This window comes from Streptomyces sp. NBC_01591, assembly GCF_035918155.1.
Classification (GTDB): domain Bacteria; phylum Actinomycetota; class Actinomycetes; order Streptomycetales; family Streptomycetaceae; genus Streptomyces.
The window spans coordinates 1,329,989-1,346,922 of record NZ_CP109327.1; the positions used below are offsets into that span (position 1 = coordinate 1,329,989).

Below are 16,934 nucleotides of genomic sequence, written 5' to 3' on the forward strand. Positions count from 1 at the left end.
GAGAGGACGAAGCATGAGCAACGGTCTGCGTCTGGTCTGGGTCTACCCCGACCTCCTCAGCACCTACGGCGACCAGGGCAACGCGCTGGTGGTGGAGCGCCGGGCCCGGCAGCGCGGTCTCGACGTGCAGCGCGTCGACGTGCGCAGCGACCAGCCGATCCCGACGTCCGGCGACATCTATCTGATCGGCGGCGGTGAGGACCGGCCTCAGCGTCTCGCCGCGGAGCGGCTGCGCCGCGACGGCGGGCTCAGCCGGGCCGCGTCGAACGGCGCGATCATCTTCTCGGTCTGCGCCGGCTACCAGATCCTCGGCCACGAGTTCATCAACGACCTCGGTGAGCGCGAGCCCGGTCTCGGGCTGCTCGACGTGGTCTCCACCCGTGGCGAGGGTGCCCGCTGCGTGGGTGACGTACTGGCCGACATCGACCCGCGCCTCGGCCTGCCGCCGCTGACCGGGTTCGAGAACCACCAGGGCGTCACCCATCTCGGCCCGACGGCACGACCGTTCGCCCGGGTGCAGTTCGGCCGCGGCAACGGCACCGGCGACGGCACCGAGGGGGCGTACAACGACACCGTCTTCGGTACGTACATGCACGGCCCCGTCATGGCGCGCAACCCGCAGATCGCGGACCTGCTGCTGAAGCTGGCCCTCGATGTGAACGCCCTGCCGCCGACGGACGACCGCTGGTACGAGGCACTGCGCGCCGAGCGCATCGCGTCGGCCACGCAGCCGGCCTGACGCAACCTGCCTGATGAGGCCTGTTCAGCTCGTCTGAGCGGAGTCCAGCAGGCGGACGCCCGGTTCGGTCCCGCCACCCTGCGCCGGTAGGGTGGCGGGGATCCAACCGGACGACGTGGTCCGGTCGTCGGCCCACGTTGCAAAGGTTTCCCGGGCAATGCGAATTGGTGTGCTCACCTCCGGCGGCGACTGCCCCGGCCTCAACGCCGTCATCCGTTCCGTCGTGCACCGCGCGGTGGTCGACCACGGCGACGAGGTCATCGGCTTCCACGACGGGTGGAAGGGCCTCCTCGAGTGCGACTACCGCAAGCTCGATCTCGACGCGGTCGGCGGCATCCTCGCCCGGGGCGGTACGATCCTCGGCTCCTCCCGGGTCCAGCCCGCCCATCTGCGGGGCGGCGTGGAGCAGGCCAGGGGCCATGTCTCCGATCTCGGTATCGACGCGATCATCCCGATCGGCGGAGAGGGCACGCTGAAGGCGGCCAACCTGCTCTCCGAGGCGGGTCTGCCGATCGTCGGCGTGCCGAAGACCATAGACAACGACATCGCCTCCACGGATGTGACCTTCGGCTTCGACACCGCCGTCGGTGTCGCGACCGAGGCGCTCGACCGGCTCAAGACGACCGCCGAATCGCACCAGCGGGTGCTGATCGTCGAGGTCATGGGCCGCCACACCGGCTGGATCGCCCTGCACTCGGGCATGGCGGCCGGTGCGCACGCCATCGTCGTGCCGGAGCGACCGTTCGACATCGACGAGCTGACCGAGGTGGTCGGCGCGCGTTTCTCGGCCGGCAAGAAGTTCGCGATCGTCGTCGTCGCCGAGGGCGCCAAGCCTCGCGAGGGCACGTCCATGCAGATCGAGCAGGGCACCAAGGACATCTACGGGCACGAGCGGTTCGCCGGCATGGCCACACAGCTCTCCGGCGAGCTGGAGCGGCGCCTCGGCAAGGAGGCCCGCCCGGTGATCCTCGGTCATGTGCAGCGCGGCGGCACGCCGACCGCGTACGACCGGGTGCTCGCCACCCGCTTCGGCTGGCACGCGGTGGAGGCCGCGCACCGCGGCGAATTCGGCATGCTGACGGCGCTGCGCGGCACGGACATCGTGATGGTGCCGCTGGGCGAGGCCGTGGAGACGCTGAAGACCGTCCCGGCCGAGCGGTACGCCGAGGCGGAGTGCGTGCTCTGAGCGACATTCTGTCCGACGGACTGCCCCCGGCCGCAGCTGCGGTCGGGGGCAGTTCTACTCTGGTCGGGACAACCGGCACGAAACGGGGATGCCCCCAGCAGGAGTGAACAGATGGATCACAGCGGGCACGGCATGAACATGGATCTGCCGCCGTTCACGCTGGGACGCGGGCTCCAATTCTCCGCGGACCCGTTCTTCCTCATCGGCTGCCTTCTCGGCATCGGCCTGTACGCGTACGCCGTGCTGCGGCTGCGCAGACGTGGGGACAGCTGGCCGGTCGGCCGGATCGTGTTCTTCGTCGTCGGCGTGCTGAGCATCGCCCTGGTGATGTGCACCAAGCTCAACGACTACGGCATGGTCATGTTCAGCGTGCACATGGTGCAGCACATGGTGATCAGCATGCTGTCGCCGATCCTCCTGCTGCTGGGTGCTCCGGTGACCCTGGCGCTGCGTGCGCTGCCGGTCGCGGGCCGTGGCCGCACCGGTCCGCGCGAGCTGCTGCTCAAGCTGCTGCACAGCCGGTACATGAAGATCATCACGCATCCGGCCTTCACGATCCCGATCTTCATCGCCAGCCTGTACGGGCTGTACTTCACCCCGCTCTTCGACTTCCTGATGGGCTCGAAGACCGGTCACATCGCGATGATGGTGCACTTCCTCGCGGTCGGCCTGGTGTTCTTCTGGCCGATCATGGGCATCGACCCGGGGCCGCACCGGCCCGGCTATGTGATGCGGATGCTGGAACTGTTCGCCGGGATGCCGTTCCACGCGTTCTTCGGCATCGCGCTGATGATGGCGACCACGCCGATGGTGGGGACGTACAAGAATCCGCCGGCCTCGCTGGGTATCGACGCGCTGAGCGATCAGGGCTGGGCGGGCGGTATCGCCTGGGCCTTCAGCGAGATCCCGTCGGTGCTGGTGCTGATCGCGCTGGTCTTCCAGTGGTACCGCTCCGAGCAGCGGACGGCGAAGCGCTCCGACCGCGCGGCCGACCGGGACGGTGACCAGGAGTTGCAGGCGTACAACGCCTATCTCGCCTCTTTGCAGGCGCGCGGGCAGTAGCGGTGGGCGTGCCTCAGGGGTGACGATGGCATCCACGGCCGTCCGGCCGATGAGGAGGGTGCGGGCATGTCCGGATCCACGAAGGCCATGGGAGTGCTCACGCTGGCGGCCCTGGTCGTGGTCACCGCTTACACGGTGGCGCTGGGAAGCAGCGGCTGGCTCTGGTTCGGCTGGGTGGTGCTCGGCCTGATCACCCTGGGGATGGCGGCGACGCGCGAATCCTGACCCCGGGGGGCGGGGCCGGGTCCGGCGGCAAGGCCTTCCGATGCCCCACACGGGCGGCGCCCCCTTTCCGGGGCACCGCCTCCCCCTCGTGCTCTCAGGCCTGCTGGAGTCCCGGTCGGCCGGCCTCGGTCACGTAGGAGGTCCGGGTCGAGACGGGTGCGCCGGGGGTGGTGACGTACGGGAGCACCTTGAAATCGGCGCGGCAGCTCTCCCGGGTCAGCGAGCAGCGTACGTAGCCGCGCTGGAAGTTGGTGAACTTGATGTGCTCGTTGGCCGCGAGCAGCTTGGCGCCGGAGGGGTCCAGGTCCATCCCGTCCTTGGTGGTGGAGATGGACGATCCGACGAATTCGACGCCGAGCGTGGGTGACTCCGGGTCGTCGAAGTTCTGCTTGAGGTCGGCGGCGAGGTGGCGGTGCATGTCGCCGGTGAGGACGACGGGGTTGTTCACGTTGCGCTGGGTTATCTCCTTGAACAGCCGTTGGCGGGCGTCCACGTAGCCGTCCCAGAAGTCCATCACGAATGCCTGGCCGGGGCCGGGGTCGGTGTCGACCTGGGCCACGGGGATCTGCTGGGAGATCATGTTCCAGGTCGTGTCGGAACGTCCGAGGCCGCGGTGCAGCCACTGTTCCTGTTCGGGGCCGAGGATGGTGCGGCCGGGCGCCAGTCGTTCGTCGCAGCCGCTCTTGATGCCGTCGCCGCAGGGCTGGTCGTCGCGGAAGAGCCGGGTGTCGAGGATGTGGAAGGTGGCCATCCGCCCATAGCGCAGACGGCGGTACATCCGGGCCTCGAAGCCGTTCGGCTTGTTCGGCAGCCGCAGCGGCAGATGCTCGTAGTACGCCTGGAACGCGGCCGCCGCGCGCTCGCGGAAGACCGCCGGGTCCTGGTCGGGTTCGGTGTCGGTCTTGGATTTGTCGCGCGCCCAGTTGTCCTCGACCTCGTGGTCGTCCCAGACGAGGGCGAAGGGGTGGGCCTGGTGGGCGGCGATGAGGTCGGGGTCGAAGCGGTGGAGGGCGTGGCGGTTGCGGTACTGGACGAGGTTCATCGGCTCGGGACGCAGCTCGGCGGCGACGGGGACGTTGCGTACGCCGCCCATGGCGTCGATGGCGTTCTCGTAAATGTAGTCGCCGAGGTGCAGGACCAGATCGACGTCCTCCTCGGCGAGGTGCCGGTAGGCGGTGTAGAAGCCCTCGAACCACGCCTGGCAGGAGACGAAGGCGAAGTCCAGTTTCCTGGGCCGGCTGTGCGGCGGGGGCGCGGTGCGGGTACGGCCGACGGGGCTGTGCGCGCCGCCGGCGCGGAAGCGGTAGTAGTAGTGCCGGTCCGGCTGAAGTCCGGAGACCTCGACGTGGACGGAGTGGGCGAGTTCGGGCACCGCGCGGGTCCGTCCCCGGCGCACGACGGAACGGAAGCGATCGTCCCGGGCGACCTCCCACTGGACGTCGACGGCGTACGGCGGCATGCCTCCGCTTCCGTCGGGCGCGAGGGGCTGGGGCGCGAGACGGGTCCACAGTACGACCCCGTCCGGCCACGGATCGCCGGACGCGACGCCCAGGGTGAACGGGTCCTCGTGGAAGGGCGTGTCACCCCAGGCCCTGCCCGCCGACAGGCCGGACGCGGCCAGGGCCATTCCGACCGTCCCGCCGAGCATCACCCGTCTTCCGAACGCTCCGGTACCACCTGACCCACTGTTCATTTGCATGAAACTCGTCCCTTCGTCGAACGGAATTCCGTCCGGTACGAGGTGGGATCGGCACGTGATTTCACGCCCGTCCATGTGGTAATCACAGCGTGGATATCACAGGGGAAACACACGCCACAAGACCACCCGCAAGTGGTCACATTGCCGTTCACAGGCGGTTAGTTGGGCAGACATCGACCATTCTCCCGAGCGATCGAGGACAGGTCGGCAACACCCTTGACACCCCCCAGAGCGACTCATAGTCTCCACGCCACAGAATTAACGTTAGATTTCACATCGGGAAATTCGGTGCGACGGAAGGACGTGCTCGTGTCCGGTTCTCCGGCAGCGGGTGGACCCGCCCGCCGCCCCGCCGAAGTGACAGTGACGAGCCGTCATGAGGCCCAAAAGCTACGGCCGTACGCCCTGCGATGCGAGCACCGCACCACCCCGCTGGGCATCGACGAACCCGCGCCCCGGCTCTCCTGGCGGCTGGCCTCCGACCGTCGTGGCGACGACCCGGTGGCGTACCGGGTCCGTGTCGCCGCACGTGCCGAGGATCTGGACGGGGAAGGGCGAATCCTCTGGGACACCGGCCGGGTGCCCGATCCCGGTGCGACGGCCGTCGACTACGCGGGACCGGCTCTCCGGGGCCGTGCGCGCTACCACTGGCGGGTCTCCGTGTGGCCCGCCGGCACGGACACGCCCGCCGAGGCCACGTCGTGGTTCGAGACCGCCTTCATCCGCACCGGTGAATGGCGGGCCTCGTGGATCACCCACGACCCGCGTCCGGTCGACGTCATGGACGCGCCCACCGAGGGCGAGTTCGCTCTCGACGACCACGGGCTCGCCCCGTGCCCCGTGATGCGCCGGACCTTCGCCGCATCGGCCGGCACCCATGCCCGGCTCCATGTCAGCGCGCGCGGCCTGTACGAGGTCCGGCTCAACGGCGAACGGGTCGGCGACGCCGAACTCGCGCCCGGCTGGACCGACTACCACCGCCGCGTCCAGTACCAGACGTACGACGTCACCGCGTTGCTGCGGGACGGCGAGAACGTCCTCGCGGCCACCGTCGCCGATGGCTGGTGGAGCGGGTTCGTCGGCTTCGAACCGCGCAGGGCCGGAGCCCACTACGGCTCGTCCCCCCAGTTCCTGGCCGAGCTCCACCTGACCGGGGCGGACGGCCTCAGCTCCGCGGTCGTCACCGATGACACCTGGCGCACCGGCACGGGGGTCATCCGTCGCTCGGATCTGCTGATGGGCGAGTGCCATGACCTCCGGCACGCCGCCGACGGCTGGGAGCTTCCCGGTTTCGACGACTCCGGCTGGTCCCCGGCCCTGATCACGGACACCGATCACCGTCTGCTGGTGGCTTCCGTCGACGAGCCCGTGCGGGCGATGACCGAACTGCGCCCGTGCTCGGTCGAGCGCGTCTCCCCCGGTACCCACATCGTCGACTTCGGCCAGAACCTCGCCGGGCGCGTGCGGCTGAGTGTCCGCCGGCTCGCGGCCGGGACACGGGTGATGGTCCGTCACGCCGAGGTGCTGGACGAGTCGCGGCGGCTGTACACGGCCAATCTGCGCACCGCCGCCGCGACCGATGTGCTCGTCGGGGACGGGCGCGAGCACATCGTGTTCGAGCCGCGCTTCACGTATCACGGGTTCCGGTATGCGGAGATCAGCGGCGTCCCCGAGCTCACCGAGTCCGATGTCGTCGCCGTGGCGCTGCACAGCGACACGCCGTGGACCGGGGAGTTCGACTGTTCGGACGCCGAGCTGAGACAGCTCCACGACTGCGCGGCATGGGGGCAGCGCTCGAACTTCGTCAGTGTGCCCACGGACTGTCCGCAGCGCGACGAGCGGCTCGGCTGGCTGGCCGACGCGCAGGTCTTCCTCCCCACGGCCGCGCTCAACGCGGATGTCGCCGCGTTCTTCACCAAGTGGCTGCGCGACATCGATGACGCCCGCACCCCCGACGGCGGCTTCACCAATGTCGCTCCGCGCCTGGCGGGAGTCGCCGACGAGGGCGCGCCCGGCTGGGCGGACGCGGGGGTGATCATCCCGTGGCACCTGTACCGCGTCTACGACGACCCGCGGTTCCTCGCCCGGGCCCTGGAGGGCATGTGCACCTGGGTCGACCTGATTCACCGTCACAATCCTGATCTGGTCTGGCGCCATCGGGTGGGCCCGCACTTCGCCGACTGGCTCGCCCCGGGCACCCCCACCCCGCGTGAGGTCGTCGCCACCGCGTACTTCGCGCAGAGCGCCCGTCTCACCGCCGAGGCCGCCGAGGTCCTGGGGCAGAAGGACGTCGGGCAGCGCTACCACCGGCTGGCGGACGACATCCGCCGCACGTTCACCGAGCGCTTCGTCACCTCCGAGGCTGCCGCAGACGGCCTTTCCGTTCGCGTCGCGGGTGACACCCAGACCGGGTATCTCCTGGCGCTCGCCTTCGAATTGCTGCCCGCCGGGCTCACCGAAGCCGCCGCCCGCCGTCTCGCCGGACTCATCGAGTCGGCCGGCCCCGCCCTGCTGACCGGGTTCCTCGGGGTGGCGCTCGCCGCGCCCGTACTCGATGCCCACGGACGGGCCGACCTCGCCCATGCGCTCCTGCTCCGCGACGAGGTGCCTTCGTGGCGGTTTCCGCTGCGGCACGGCGCCACCACGATCTGGGAACGATGGGACGGCTGGACCCCCGGCACGGGATTCCGGGCACCGTCGATGAACTCCTTCAACCACTACGCGCTCGGCTCGATCGGCGAATGGCTCTACCGTGGTGTCGCCGGCCTGGACCAGGCGCCGGACTCCACCGGATACCGGCAGCTGCGGATCCGGCCCCGCCCCGGCGGCCTGCGCCACGCGAGCGCCCGCCACGAGTCCGTCCGCGGCACCGTCAAGGTGACCTGGGAGCGGCACGACGGCCGGATCGCCCTGCGCGTCCTGGTGCCGCCCGGCGCCACCGCCGATGTGTACGTGCCCACCACGGACCCCGGCTCGGTCCGCGAATCGGGCGTGGCGCCGAGCCCCGACGACCGCCACATCACGCTGATCTCGACCGCCTCCGACCACGTGCTCTACCGCGTGTCCTCGGGCGCCTACCGCTTCACCGCGACCCATCCCCCGGTGGGCGGCCCTGCGAGGACGCCCGAGGCGGACCGGCCGCGGCCGTCGCTCACCCCGAGCCGACGCACATCAGGACCGGCGGCGAAACCATCGTCCGCCCGTTCGCACGAGGAGGTCACACCATGACGACGGGTTCTCGCTTCCGGCCGGACCGGAGTACGGTCGGCCGCCGGGGATTTCTCCGGATCGGCGGCGGGGTCGCGGCGCTCGCCGCCCTGCCGCCCGTGCTGACGGCCTGCTCCGATTCCGGCGGCGGTTCCGGCAAGCTGCGCGTCGTCGGCGTCGCCGACCAGCAGAAGCCGATAGAGGAGCTCGTCGCCCTCTACCGCAAGTCCCACCCCGACGACGCGTTCGCCACCTCCTTCGCGCCCACGGACCAGGTGCAGACGGTGGTGCGCACCCAGCTGGCCGGCGGGAACGCCCCCGATGTGCATGTGCTCTATCCCGGCAGCGGCAGCGCCATGTCCATGGTCGAGCTGGCCAGGGCCGGGCTGCTCGCCGACCTCAGCGAACAGGCCTGGACCAAGGAAGTCCCGGCGAACTTCCACCCCGCGTACCGGCACGAGGGCAAGACGTATCTGTATTCGGCGGGAAGCAGCGCCATCGGCGCCATCTACAACAAGAAGGCCTTCGCCAAGGCAGGGGTGGAGCCGCCCCGGACGTGGAGCGAACTCCTCGATGTCTGTGCGAAGTTGAAGGCCAAGGGCATCATTCCGATCGCGCTCGGCACGCAGACGGCGTGGGTCACCCAGCTGATCACCTACGCGCTGGTCCCCAACGCCGTCTATGCGAAGAATCCCGGCTTCGACGCCGAGATGGCTTCCGGCAAGGCGCATTTCCGCGGCTCCGGGTGGGCCGACGCGATGGGCAAGTACCAGGAGCTGCAGCGCCGGGGATTCTTCAACGAGAACCCCAACGGAACGACGTACGAGCAGCAGACCTCTATGGTCGCCAGTGGCAGGGCGGCGATGGCCGTCCAGGTCTCCGCCGTGCTCGCCAACTTCCGCCAGGCCGCCCGGACTCCGGAGGACCTCGGCATGTTCCCCTTCCCCGGCGGGGATGACGCCGCGAATCTGTGGATCCCGGCGGGCATCGTCGTCGGGCTCGGGATCTCCGCGCGGTCCAAGCAGTCGGCCGGGGCGAAGGCGTTCGTCGAATTCCTCGGGAAGCAGGAGAACGTCGACCGCTGGGCGCAGTCCGTGGCCGCGATCCCGTTCAAGCGCAACGCCTCGACGAAGATCGACCCGGTCCTCGACGGCTTCCTGCCCATCATCGACGACAACCGGGCCGTCCCCTTCATGGACCAGAGCTGGCCCAACGCCGAGGTGCAGCCAGCCCACTTCGCCGCCGTGCAGAACCTGCTGGCCGGCAAGACGGACGTCGACGGCGCACTGGGACAGATGGACGACGCCTACGGGAAGAAGTCGTGACGAGTACCCCCGAGAAGACCGTCCCCGACGTGGTCCGCCAGGCCGAGGGCGGTCCGCGGACCGGTCGGGGCCGCCCGGTCCGGCACCGCGACCACACCGTCCCGCCCTGGCTCTTCGTCGTCCCGGCTCTCGTCGTCTACGGCATCGTCGTGCTCTACCCGAGCCTCGCCGGGGTGATGTACGCCTTCACCGACTGGTCCGGCATCGGCGGCTTCTCCTTCACCGGGGTGGACAATTTCCGCACCCTGCTCGACGACGGCCGGGCCCTGGAGTCCGTCAGCAACACCCTGCTCCTGACCATCGCCGTGGTCGTCGTCCAGAACGGCATCGGCCTGCTGCTCGCGCTCGGTGTCCACACCAACATCAAGTCCCGCGCGGTACTGCGGCTGATCTTCTTCGCACCGGCCGTGGTCAGCCCCGTCATGGTCGCGATCCTGTGGAAGTACGTCTACAACCCCGAGAACGGCGCCGGTCTCAACGGCCTGCTCGGCGCGGTCGGGCTCGGCGGGCTGCGTCAGGACTGGCTCGGCGATCCCTCGCTCGCCCTGTGGTCCGTCGCGGCGATGGTCGTGTGGCAGTACGCGGGCTACTCGATGGTCGTCTTCCTGGCCGGACTCCAGGGTGTGCCGGCCGAACTGCACGAGGCCGCGAGGATCGACGGGGCGGGGTCCTGGCAGCGCTTCCGCTATGTCACCTGGCCGCTGCTGGCCCCGGCGCTGACGATCAACCTGATGCTGTCGACCATCGGTGGTCTCAAACTCTTCGACCAGGTGTACGCCGCCACGAACGGCGGACCCGGCACCTCCAGCGAGACGCTGTCGACCGTCCTGTACAAGGAGGCGTTCGTCTACGGGAAGTTCGGCTACAGCACCGCCGTGGCCCTGGTCCTCGCGCTGTTCGTCGCCGCGGTCTCCCTGGTCCAGCTCCGTTATCTGCGTGCGAGGGAGGTCACCGCGTGAGCATCGCAACGGCCCGCGGAGCGGCAAACCGGAAACCCGGCCGCGGGGGCCGCAGACCGCGGTACGGGCAGTACGCCCTCGAACTGGTCATGATCGCCGTCGCCGTCGTCTTCCTGTTCCCGGTGTATGCCCTGATCACCCTGGCGATGAAGGACCCCCGGCAGATCTCCGAATCGCCCCTCTCGCTGCCCTCACCGCCCACCGTCGGCAACTTCGGCAACGCCTGGTCCTCCGCGTCACTGGGGCCCGCCCTGCTCAACAGCACGGTCATCACCGTCGTCAGTCTGCTGCTGCTCATCGTGCTCGGTTCCACAGGGGCCTACTACCTCGCGCGGCGCGGACGCGGCCTCGGCTACGGGCTGTACATCGTGTTCCTGCTGGGCATCGTGCTGCCGTTCCAGCTCGGCATGATCCCGCTCTACAAACTCGTGGACGACCTCGGCTGGCTCGGCACGTACCAGGGCATGGTGCTCTTCTACACCGGCATCCAACTGCCGTTCACCGTCTTCCTGTACACCGGCTTCATCCGTGCGCTGCCGCAGGACTACGCGCAGGCCGCGCTGATCGACGGCTGCAACCACCGGCAGGCGTTCGCCAGGATCGTCTTCCCCCTGCTGCGCCCCATCACCGGCACCGTGATCATCCTGAACGCGGTGTTCATCTGGAACGACTTCTTCACTCCGCTGCTGTACCTGGGCGGTTCCGACAAGGAGACCGTGCCGGTGGGCATCTTCGCGTTCGTCGGCCAGTACGTCTCGGACTACGGGCTCGTCTTCGCCGGACTGGTGCTCGCCGCGCTGCCGATCCTGGTCGTCTTCGTGGTCCTCCAGCGCTATGTGATCAAGGGCTTCGCGGGCGGCCTCAAGGGCTGAGGACCGACCTCTCATGACACACCCGGTGGACCCGCTCCTCCCGCCGAGCATCGCGGCGGTCCTCGCCGGGCCCCCGCGCGCCTTCTCGCCCGTCGCCATCTGGTGGTGGAGCGGGGAGCGGCTCGACCGGGCGCGGCTGCGGGCGCAGCTGGAGCGGTTCGCGCAGGGCGGGGTGCACAATCTCGTGCTCCTCAACCTGGCGCCGTCGGGCCCGTTGTTCGGCTCCGACGCCGACGACCCGCCGTTTCTGTCCGACGCGTGGTGGGCGCTGCTCGACGGCGTGTGCGACGACGCCCGCGAACTGGGGGTCGGACTCTGGTTCTACGACCAGCTCGGCTTCTCCGGCGCCGGTCTCCAGGCACGCCTCGTCGACGAGCGGCCCGCGCACGCGGGCCGCCGGCTCGACCGTGTGCGGGCCGTGGTGGAGTCCTCGGCGGACCGGGCCGGCGAGCTGCGGTGTCCGCCGCACGGCCGGCCGCTCGCGGGGCGCGCCGAACCGCTCGACGACGACGGCCGGAGCATCGGCCCGGCGGTCCCCGTGGCGGTGGCCGGCGGGGTCGTACGGGCGCCCGGCGCCGGCCGCTGGCGCCTGACGCTCCATCACCATGAGGCGCTCGGCTTCGACTACCTCGGTGCCGAGGCGTGTGCGGCGCTGCTGGACCGGGTGCACGGGGAGTTCGAGCGCCGGCTCGGCGGCCGGCTCGGGTCCGTCGTCGTCGGCTCGTTCCAGGACGAACTGCCGTCCCTGCCCACCTGGTCCACCGGCTTCGCCGACGCCTTTCGGCGCCTTCGCGGGTACGACATCACCGAGCGGCTCGACGCGCTGTACGACGACAGCACGGATCCGGACGTCCACCGGATCCGCCGCGACTATCACCTGACCCGTGCCGAACTGGCCGAGGACGCGTTCTTCCGGCCACTGGCCGCCTGGCACGAGCGGCACGGACTGCTCGTCGGCTGCGACCAGCAGGACCCGGCCCGCGCCGGACACCCGGTCTCGGGCGTGGAGCTGTACGCCGACTACGCGCGAACCCACCGCTGGTTCTCGGCGCCCGGCTCCGACCACCACGGGGACGCCCGCATCCACTCCTCGCTCGCCCACCTCTACGGCCGTCCCCGCACCTGGGTCGAGGCCTTCCACTCCACCGGCTGGGGCGTCACCCTGGAGGAGACCTTCGACTGGCTGCTCCCCTGGCTCCGGTCCGGCGCCACTCTCTACACCCCGCATGCCGTCTACTACACGACCAAGGGCGGCTGGTGGGAGTGGGCGCCGCCCGCGACCGACTGGCGCCAGCCGTACTGGCGCCACCACCACGTCTTCGCCGACGCCGTGACCCGGCTCTGCGCGATCCTGAGTCTCGGTCACCATCTGTGCGACATCGCGATCCTGCTGCCCACCACCACCGCCCAGGCGGGCACCGCCCTGGACGGTGTCACCGACGCGGCGGCCCGCGCCCAGTCGGCGTATCTCGAACTCGTCGGGGACATGGCCTGGTTCCACACCCGGCCGGGAGTCATGGACCGCCTCGGCCTCGATGCCGATGTCGTCGACGACGCGTCCCTGGCCCGCGCCCGCGTCGCACGGCTGGACGACGGCGTACGGCTGTGCGTCGCGGACGAGGCGTACACCACGATCGTGCTGCCCTCGTGCACCGTCCTCGAACGGGAGACGGCGGAGCGGCTCGTCGAGTTCGCCTCCGCCGGTGGGCGGTTGATCGCATGGGGCGAGCTCCCCGAGCGTGTCGTGGGCTCCGGGGCGGCCACGGCGGCGGATGAGCTGTGGGCGTGTTTCGCGGACGGCCGGGCCGTGCACGTCCCCGGGGCGGACGAGTCGGCCGATTCGCTCGCCGCCGCTCTCGGCGGTGTGTACCCGGTCGTCCGCGCACCGGTACCCGCGCTCGCGCGCCGCGTGGACGGCGCCACGGTGGTGTTCCTGACCGCGGCCGCGCCACGGGCGACCCGTGCGTCGGTCGCCGCCCCCGACGAGCGGGGCGCCGCCCTCGGCTGGCTGGACGCCCGTTACGACTTCGACCCCGCCCGCTATGTCCGGCGTACCCGGGTGCGGGTGCGGGACGTGGCGGGCCCGGCCGTTCTGGTCGACCCGTTCGGCGGCGCTCCCCGGATGCTGCCGGTGCTGCCCGTCGCCGACGACGCCCGGGCCGTCGAGGTGGACGTCCCGTTCGACACGGGCCCCGCGGCCGTACTGGTCTTCCCGGGCCACGACGAGGAGCAGGCCGCACCGGTGTCGTCCCGCGCGATCGACGGGCCCGGCGCGGGACCGGACGTCACCACCGTCGAGATCCCCCCGGACGCGTACTGGGACATGGTGCTCGTCCCGACGCTCGACAACACCTGGGGCGATTTCGCCCGCCCCGCGACCGGGCCGCCCACCGGCACGGCCGTCACCGAGTGCCGGACCTTCCGGCACCGGGTGGAGGCGGCCGGTGGGGAGGGTGTCCGGGACGGATGGGCCGCGGTTTCCGGCTCCGGTCATCCGGCGCGGGCCACGGTCCACGCGACGTTCGGTCCGCGCGCGGTCGTGCTCCGCGAGGGGGCGGGACGGGGCAACCCATCGGTAGTCGAGTGGTCCGAGACCCTGGGCGTGTACAAGGACCCGGTCCATCGTGCGGTTCTTGGGCCGAAGGGGCATGTGCCGGAGGAGTTCGTGCACATCGGCCACGTGGTCGCCGGAGAGGTGGTGCGGCTGCGTGCGGCACTGCACCTGGGCGAGGCCTTCGACGGGCACCTCGCGATCGGGGCCGCGGCGGCGAAGCGGGCCCGGATCGACGGCGCGCCGGTGGCTCTCGACGACGGGGGCCATCTCGCGGTGGGCCCGGTGCGGGTGTCTGCCGGAGTCCGCCTGCTCGAACTGGAACTGACGCCTGATCACGACTGCGAGTTGCGGGCGCATCTGGCGTTCGTACGCGATGCCGAGCGCTACCGGCGCCCGGAGTGGATCCACGCGCCCGGGACCATGGGCACGACGCTGCACCTGTCCGCCCTCCCCGCCCGGGCCGTCGTCCAGGTGGCCGCCCGGGTGCCCTGTGCGCTGCGGGTGAACGGACAACTCATCGGCAGGCAGGGCGGCTTCGACCCGTACGCCGAGCACGCGGTGCCTCGTGTGCGGCGCCATGACGTGGCGGCGGTTCTGCGTATCGGCGACAACGACATCACGGTCGAGACGTCCGGGGGCGGCGAACGCGCGGTCCTGGTGGACGCGGTCCTCCACGACGGGAACGGCGAGCCCGTCGCGACGCTGCACAGCGACTCCCGCTGGTGGGCCGAGGGACCGCGGGGGCGCGGGCCGGTCCGGGTGCGTCGCGAGCCGGTGGGTGATCCTGCCGCCCTGTGTCTGCGCCGCCGCCCCCATCCGCTGCCGGGTGCCGCGTGGCTGGAGCCGGAGGCCGACGACGGCACGGTGGTTCCGGTCCGGTTCGCGGTTCCGGGGCACCGGGGCGGCGTGGAGTGGCTGTGGTGCGAACTCCCTCCCGGGACCACCCGGTTGACGGTGCCGGTGCACGGCGAGGTCACCGTCCACGTGGACGGCTCCGAGTGCCCCGCCGCCGTGACCGCCGTCGACGCCCGGGGGGTGCGCACCGTGACGGTCGAGCTGCCGCCCGGTGGTCGTGACGGGCCGCGGGCCGCGGCGCTGCGGGTCCGGACGCGCCCCGGGTACGAGGGGGGTGCCGCGCTGGCCGGTCCGGTGCGCTGCACGGTCGGCCCCGGGCGGATCCGGCTCGGCGACTGGGAGGGCCAGGGCCTCGCCGAGTACAGCGGCGGGGTGCGGTACAGCCGCGTGGTGGCCGTGCCTGCCGACTCCGTGGCGGGACGTGTGTCGCTCGACCTCGGGCGGGTCAGGGGGACGGCGGAGGTACGGGTGGGCGGCGTCGCCGCGGGGGTGCGGGTGTGTTCCCCGTACGTGTTCGACCTGACGGGCCTGGTCGTGCCCGGAGCCAATTCCGTGGAGATCACCGTGTTCGGGACACTGGCGCCCCACCTGGACGCGACGAGCCCGACCCATTTCGTCTTCCCCGGTCAGCGTGTCAGCGGCTTGCTGGGTCCCGTACGGCTGCGGACGGAGCGGGTGTGACGGAGCGGGTGTGACGGAGCGGGATCGGGCACCGCAGGTCGGGTGCGGCTGTGCCCCGGCCCTGCCCCGCGCGTCAGGAACGCGCGAAGAGATCGCCGTTTCGCGCCAAGATCGCGCAAGCGGCCGTCGCCGTCGGCCGGACCCGGGCTCACGCTGAGCGGACCCGATCGAAGGACCGCGCATCACATGTCCGTTCCGACCTCAGCCCCCGGTATGGCGCCGAGCGCCGAGGAACCCCCCGATACCGGGGCCCGCCACCAGCTCACCGCCCTCACCGGCCTCGCCGCGCTCTCGCTCGACGCGATGGCCTCGGTGGCCTACGGTCCCGAGGCGATCGTCCTGGTCCTGGCAGCGGCCGGCGGTCACGGACTGGGCTTCACGCTCCCCGTCACCCTGGCGATCGCCTTCCTCCTGGCCGTTCTCGTGGCCTCGTACCGGCAGGTCATCGCCGCCTTCCCGGACGGCGGCGGAAGCTACGCGGTCGCCCGGGCGCATCTCGGCCGCCGCACCAGCCTGGTCGCGGCCGCCTCCCTGGTCCTGGACTACGTCCTCAACGTCGCGGTCGCCGTCACCGCCGGAGTGGCCGCGCTGACCTCCGCCCTCCCCGGTCTCCACGACGACCGCGTATGGCTCTGCCTCGGCGTGCTGGCCCTGATCACCGGCGTGAATCTGCGCGGGATCGCCGACTCGGCGCGGACGTTCGTCGTGCCGACCGCGGTGTTCATCGGGTCGGTCCTCGCAGTGATCGCGGTCGGTCTCTTCCGCTCGGCCCCGGTGAGCACCGAGGTCGCGGCCGGTCATGCCTCTGCGCTCTCCGACCAGGCCACCACGGTCGGTGGTCGTCGGCTTCGAGTGTGTCCACCGCGCGTACGGCAGGATCGGTGAGCGACTGGGTGTCGGCCGTATCCCGGAGCCCCCGCACCGCGACCGCTCGCTGGTCGTGGTTCCGGTCGCCTCGCTCACCCGGCTGACCAGCGAGGCCCTGACCGCCGCGGTGTCACTGGGCGACGAGGTCCGGGCGGTCACGGTGTGCCACCCCGATGCCGAGGACCGGTTGCGGGCCGAATCCCTCGCGCGGGACTGGGAGTTGTGGGAGCCGGGCGTCCCACTGGTGCGGGTGGAATCGGACCGTCGTACGGTCGGCCGGCCGGTCGCGGCGTACGTACGCGGACTGACGGCCGCGGATCCGGGGGTCCGGATCACCGTCCTCATCCCCGAGGCCGAGCCGGCCCATGTGTGGCAGCGGCTGCTGCAGAACCAGCGGGGCGCGGTCGTCGCCCACGCCGTACGCCACGAGACGGACGCGGTGATCTGCCGGCTGCGATTCCGGCTGCTGGATCCGCGACCGTCCTGACGTCACGCCGACGCCGGCGCACGGCGGTTCAGCCCCGACTGTCCAGGCCGGAGAGGTCCAGGGCCCGCCGCATCGCCGGGAGGTCCCACGAGTCCGCGAGCTCCTCCCATCTGGCCCACATCAGCCGGGGATCGGGCAGGTCCTCGGGCAGGCCCGGACGGTGCAGAGGGAACATGGGTGCGAGCAAAGCGGCGCGGCCTGCGCCCGCTCCGAGGA

Annotated in this window: 11 protein-coding genes and 1 pseudogene; 10 read left to right on the forward strand and 2 right to left on the reverse strand. The window is 71.1% G+C overall.

Features of this window, described 5'->3' with window-relative positions; all coding sequences use genetic code 11:
- Positions 1-13: 13 nt before the first annotated feature.
- The 4 genes from OG978_RS06295 (at position 14) to OG978_RS06310 (ending at position 3,212) form a co-directional block, all read left to right on the forward strand.
- Positions 14-739 (forward strand): type 1 glutamine amidotransferase, encoded by a 726-nt coding sequence (locus OG978_RS06295; protein WP_326764228.1) that lies wholly within the window; start codon positions 14-16, stop codon positions 737-739.
- A gap of 157 nt (positions 740-896) precedes the next feature.
- A complete protein-coding gene (locus OG978_RS06300; protein ID WP_326764229.1) occupies positions 897-1,925 on the forward strand; it encodes a 6-phosphofructokinase in 1,029 nt (342 codons plus the stop codon).
- Positions 1,926-2,036: 111 nt separating this feature from the next.
- Positions 2,037-2,987 (forward strand): cytochrome c oxidase assembly protein, encoded by a 951-nt coding sequence (locus OG978_RS06305; protein ID WP_326764230.1) that lies wholly within the window; start codon positions 2,037-2,039, stop codon positions 2,985-2,987.
- Between the two features lie 66 nt (positions 2,988-3,053).
- Positions 3,054-3,212: a hypothetical protein gene (locus OG978_RS06310; RefSeq protein ID WP_326764231.1), complete on the forward strand. Its 159-nt coding sequence runs from the start codon at positions 3,054-3,056 to the stop codon at positions 3,210-3,212.
- 94 nt (positions 3,213-3,306) lie between these two features.
- On the opposite strand, the gene OG978_RS06315 is transcribed toward OG978_RS06310, so the two are convergent.
- Positions 3,307-4,860, reverse strand: coding sequence for an alkaline phosphatase D family protein (locus OG978_RS06315; RefSeq protein WP_326764232.1), 1,554 nt, complete (start codon positions 4,858-4,860; stop codon positions 3,307-3,309).
- 360 nt (positions 4,861-5,220) lie between these two features.
- Here OG978_RS06315 and OG978_RS06320 point away from each other — a divergent pair, with 360 nt between their 5' ends.
- The 6 genes and pseudogenes from OG978_RS06320 (at position 5,221) to OG978_RS06345 (ending at position 16,718) form a co-directional block, all read left to right on the forward strand.
- Positions 5,221-8,139, forward strand: coding sequence for an alpha-L-rhamnosidase (locus OG978_RS06320; protein WP_326764233.1), 2,919 nt, complete (start codon positions 5,221-5,223; stop codon positions 8,137-8,139).
- Positions 8,136-9,443, forward strand: a complete 1,308-nt coding sequence (locus OG978_RS06325) for an extracellular solute-binding protein (RefSeq protein ID WP_326764234.1) — start codon at positions 8,136-8,138, stop codon at positions 9,441-9,443. The genes OG978_RS06320 and OG978_RS06325 overlap by 4 nt, the downstream gene beginning before the upstream one ends.
- On the forward strand, positions 9,440-10,402 hold the full coding sequence (locus OG978_RS06330) for a carbohydrate ABC transporter permease (RefSeq protein WP_326764235.1): 963 nt from the start codon (positions 9,440-9,442) through the stop codon (positions 10,400-10,402). Before OG978_RS06325 ends, OG978_RS06330 begins: the two co-directional genes overlap by 4 nt.
- Positions 10,399-11,274, forward strand: a complete 876-nt coding sequence (locus tag OG978_RS06335) for a carbohydrate ABC transporter permease (protein WP_326764236.1) — start codon at positions 10,399-10,401, stop codon at positions 11,272-11,274. Before OG978_RS06330 ends, OG978_RS06335 begins: the two co-directional genes overlap by 4 nt.
- 13 nt (positions 11,275-11,287) lie before the next feature.
- Positions 11,288-15,364 carry a hypothetical protein gene (locus tag OG978_RS06340; protein ID WP_326764237.1) on the forward strand — a complete coding sequence of 1,359 codons (4,077 nt, stop codon included), beginning with the start codon at positions 11,288-11,290 and terminating at the stop codon, positions 15,362-15,364.
- Between the two features lie 186 nt (positions 15,365-15,550).
- Positions 15,551-16,718: pseudogene (locus tag OG978_RS06345) on the forward strand (APC family permease).
- Positions 16,719-16,746: 28 nt separating this feature from the next.
- Here OG978_RS06345 and OG978_RS06350 read toward each other — a convergent pair.
- A complete protein-coding gene (locus tag OG978_RS06350) occupies positions 16,747-16,893 on the reverse strand; it encodes a hypothetical protein (protein WP_326764238.1) in 147 nt (48 codons plus the stop codon).
- Positions 16,894-16,934 lie beyond the last annotated feature (41 nt).

Excerpts from the sequence above, each read along its gene's own strand:
- OG978_RS06295 (WP_326764228.1), top strand. The coding sequence starts at position 14 with ATGAGCAACGGTCTGCGTCTGGTCTGGGTCTACCCCGACCTCCTCAGC.
- OG978_RS06300 (WP_326764229.1), top strand. The coding sequence starts at position 897 with ATGCGAATTGGTGTGCTCACCTCCGGCGGCGACTGCCCCGGCCTCAAC.
- OG978_RS06305 (WP_326764230.1), top strand. The coding sequence starts at position 2,037 with ATGGATCACAGCGGGCACGGCATGAACATGGATCTGCCGCCGTTCACG.
- OG978_RS06310 (WP_326764231.1), top strand. The coding sequence starts at position 3,054 with ATGTCCGGATCCACGAAGGCCATGGGAGTGCTCACGCTGGCGGCCCTG.
- OG978_RS06315 (WP_326764232.1), bottom strand. The coding sequence starts at position 4,860 with ATGCTCGGCGGGACGGTCGGAATGGCCCTGGCCGCGTCCGGCCTGTCG.
- OG978_RS06325 (WP_326764234.1), top strand. The coding sequence starts at position 8,136 with ATGACGACGGGTTCTCGCTTCCGGCCGGACCGGAGTACGGTCGGCCGC.
- OG978_RS06340 (WP_326764237.1), top strand. The coding sequence starts at position 11,288 with ATGACACACCCGGTGGACCCGCTCCTCCCGCCGAGCATCGCGGCGGTC.
- OG978_RS06350 (WP_326764238.1), bottom strand. The coding sequence starts at position 16,893 with ATGTTCCCTCTGCACCGTCCGGGCCTGCCCGAGGACCTGCCCGATCCC.